3 protein-coding genes are annotated in these 3,349 nt (G+C 49.4%); 1 reads left to right on the top strand and 2 read right to left on the bottom strand.

Going from position 1 to position 3,349, the window contains the following annotated elements:
• The first annotated feature begins 7 nt into the window (after positions 1–7).
• Complete coding sequence (locus tag ACOTWU_RS22210) at positions 8–1,012, top strand: IS110-like element IS4321 family transposase (RefSeq protein WP_000427623.1); 1,005 nt, start codon at positions 8–10, stop codon at positions 1,010–1,012.
• Positions 1,013–1,193: 181 nt separating this feature from the next.
• Here ACOTWU_RS22210 and ACOTWU_RS22215 read toward each other — a convergent pair whose 3' ends face one another.
• Both ACOTWU_RS22215 and ACOTWU_RS22220 read right to left on the bottom strand, forming a co-directional pair.
• Positions 1,194–2,954, bottom strand: a complete 1,761-nt coding sequence (locus ACOTWU_RS22215; RefSeq protein WP_031942310.1) for an ATP-dependent helicase — start codon at positions 2,952–2,954, stop codon at positions 1,194–1,196.
• Positions 2,951–3,253, bottom strand: coding sequence for a hypothetical protein (locus ACOTWU_RS22220; protein WP_038806870.1), 303 nt, complete (start codon positions 3,251–3,253; stop codon positions 2,951–2,953). The genes ACOTWU_RS22215 and ACOTWU_RS22220 overlap by 4 nt, the downstream gene beginning before the upstream one ends.
• Positions 3,254–3,349 lie beyond the last annotated feature (96 nt).

Below are 3,349 nucleotides of genomic sequence, written 5' to 3' on the forward strand. Positions count from 1 at the left end.
AACTATCATGGAAAACATTGCGCTCATTGGTATCGATCTGGGTAAAAACTCTTTCCATATTCATTGCCAGGATCGTCGCGGGAAGGCTGTTTACCGTAAAAAATTTACCCGGCCAAAGTTGATCGAATTTTTGGCGACATGCCCCGCTACAACCATCGCAATGGAAGCCTGTGGCGGTTCTCACTTTATGGCACGCAAGTTGGAAGAGTTGGGGCATTCCCCAAAGCTGATATCACCACAATTTGTCCGCCCGTTCGTTAAAAGCAATAAAAACGACTTTGTCGACGCCGAAGCTATTTGTGAAGCTGCATCGCGTCCGTCTATGCGTTTTGTGCAGCCCAGAACGGAATCTCAGCAGGCAATGCGGGCTCTGCATCGTGTCCGTGAATCCCTGGTTCAGGATAAGGTAAAAACAACCAATCAAATGCATGCTTTTCTGCTGGAATTTGGCATTAGCGTTCCCCGAGGAGCTGCCGTTATTAGCCGACTGAGTACCATTCTTGAGGATAATAGTTTGCCTCTTTACCTCAGCCAGTTATTGCTGAAATTACAACAGCATTATCACTATCTTGTTGAGCAGATTAAAGATTTGGAATCCCAGTTGAAACGAAAGTTGGACGAAGATGAGGTTGGACAGCGCTTGCTGAGCATTCCCTGCGTCGGAACACTGACAGCGAGTACTATTTCAACTGAGATTGGCGACGGGAAGCAGTACGCCAGCAGCCGTGACTTTGCGGCGGCAACAGGGCTTGTACCTCGGCAGTACAGCACGGGAGGTAGGACGACATTGCTGGGAATTAGTAAGCGAGGTAATAAAAAGATCCGAACTTTGTTGGTTCAGTGTGCCAGGGTATTCATACAAAAACTGGAACACCAGTCTGGCAAATTGGCCGATTGGGTCAGGGATTTACTGTGCCGGAAAAGCAACTTTGTCGTCACTTGTGCTCTGGCAAACAAGCTGGCCAGAATAGCCTGGGCCCTAACGGCACGACAGCAAACTTATGTAGCATAACGGCAGAAATACACCGGTTTAAAGAATTACTGATCTGGTTTTGCGAATACTGATATTGATGATACTAACGGCCCACCGGCCTGTTGAGGAACCTGTAAAACGGAAAGGCTCATTGAAGCCGTATATTTTCTGGAGGTTCATCAGGCGCGGAACTCATCAAGGCGCGGGAATAAAATCCCATTCAGACGCCGGATAGATTCAAGCAAGCCAACTTGTCGTCAAAATCGGTGTTGCAAAAACGGGAGTGACCATAGATTCCGTTTTCTGAGACGACCCCGATCAGTATTACGTTATCCCACTCCAGCCCCTTGGAACCATGCAGTGTGGAAAGGATGAAGGGATCGCAGTCAGTAGCAGCCTCGCCTGGATTCAAGATAAGGTTTAAAAACGTGCGGGAATCGATCTTACTGGAGTCAAGTAGCTCCCCGATCCTCACGACCCCTCGTTGCTGGTCGTTCGATCCAGTGCGAGTTACACCCTCAGAGCCAACACTATCAATGAAACCCTCCATACTCAGGCGTCGTAACACATCGATAGCAGGCGTTTCCTCTCCGTCTTTCTGGCAGATAGTGGCGAGCCTGCCCAGCCGATCTTTTTGGTATTGTGCGCCCTCGAATAACTGACCTAGAGCAGACCATAGGTCGGCGTGCGGAGCCATCAATCCACTGAGCGCCGCTTTGAATTGCCCTTTCTGCCATCTAAAACCAGCCTCCTTCAGAAAGCCGTAAACAATCGCTTGTTTGTTGGGATGGTTTTCCAGTAGCCGCAGATCGCCGTACACAGACAGCAAGACGCCAACTACCAGTATCCCGATTTCGGTGCGGGTGTGTAATGCGCTTGAACCATTGAGGTAGCGATAAGGTAGCCCACACAGGCGTAAAGCAATTTCCGCCTCAGCAAGGTTCGCCTTAGTGCGGGACAATATGGCTTGTGTTCCACTGCTCACCGAGAGGTTTGATAGCACCTTGGATAGGCAGTTATCAAAGTGCAATCTGACCTCTGTTTTGGGGGTGCTAGGATGACTGACACAAAGCTTGGTCAGCTTTGTAGAGTTGCGCCGAATTACCGAGTTAGCCATCAAGGAAAGCTCATGGCCAAATCTGAACGTGCATGACAGTTGAAACACCTTCGTATTCGGGTAGTGCCTTTCAAACAGTCCGCCGATAAAGTCTGGTCGAGCACCACGCCACTCATAAATACACTGGTTAACATCACCAACAGCCATAACCGACGTATCCGACTTAGATAGCAAGCGGGTCATGTCATGCTGTATCAGGTTAACGTCCTGATATTCATCAACAATGATGTGCTTGAAGTGGGCACCAAGGCTGCTGTCATTACGCAACAGTGCGACAGCCTCAATCAAACAGTCATCAAAGGTTCGCAGACTGTTTTCCTCCAGCAGCTCACAATAGCGGCCATAGGCGTGAATAAACTCCCGTTTGATGTTGCTGAACGTTGGATCATTGGCAGCATCAACAGGAGTTACGGCCGCCGCCCGGCAGCGAGCAATAAACAGCTCGAAGTTTTCAATTTCATTGGGGTCAATATAATTCGCCTCATGGTCAAAGCCATAGCGGTAGGCTTGCTTTACCAGTTGCTCATAGCGGTAGTCGCTTGGAGTAATGAGGTCTTTCTTCTTGATTATCTGTTGGCGTTCTCCGTAACCAACAATCTTTAAGGCCAAGCTGTGGAACGTGCGGATTTCTGGAATCACGCTCGACATCAGTGCCGTCTTCAAGTTCTCCGTGAAGCTCACCTGCGCCGACTTGTTGTACATCAGGATCAGAATGGAGCGAGGATCAGTTCCCGTCTTGACCAGCCGCTCAACGCGCTTTACAAGTGTGGTTGTTTTCCCGCTACCAGGTACGGCTTTTACCAACGCATGTCCGGTGTCATGGCTGACAATACTTTTCTGCTCCCAAGTCAGTCTTTTGGTCATGCCTTAACCTTGTAATTGGCGCACTGACGGGCCTCGGTGTAGGGAACGATCTTTGCCTTACTGTGACATTGCAGATAGCCATCCTCCCATCGGCCTGCTTGCTCGCACATAATGCAGTTGGGAAATAGTGAATGAGGATCGGCGTGACGGATAAAAGCTCGTAAGTTATCAGCCAGCTCAGCGGCCCCTAACGATCTAGGCCATGTGTTCACGTCAGAATTGATTGTTAAATCCACTTCAGCGAGCGGCATCGTTTGTTCGTTGAGTCGGCCGGAACCACTTAAACTCCAGACAGACATTGACCTGCTCCCCGTTGATTAACACACCGCGATGTTAGTAATGTCTTCATAAGCCACATGAGGACACCCCCATGAAGAAGCGTTTTTCCGACCAAC

It is taken from the genome of Enterobacter cloacae complex sp. GYL001, assembly GCF_049237125.1.
GTDB lineage: Bacteria > Pseudomonadota > Gammaproteobacteria > Enterobacterales > Enterobacteriaceae > Enterobacter > Enterobacter hormaechei_C.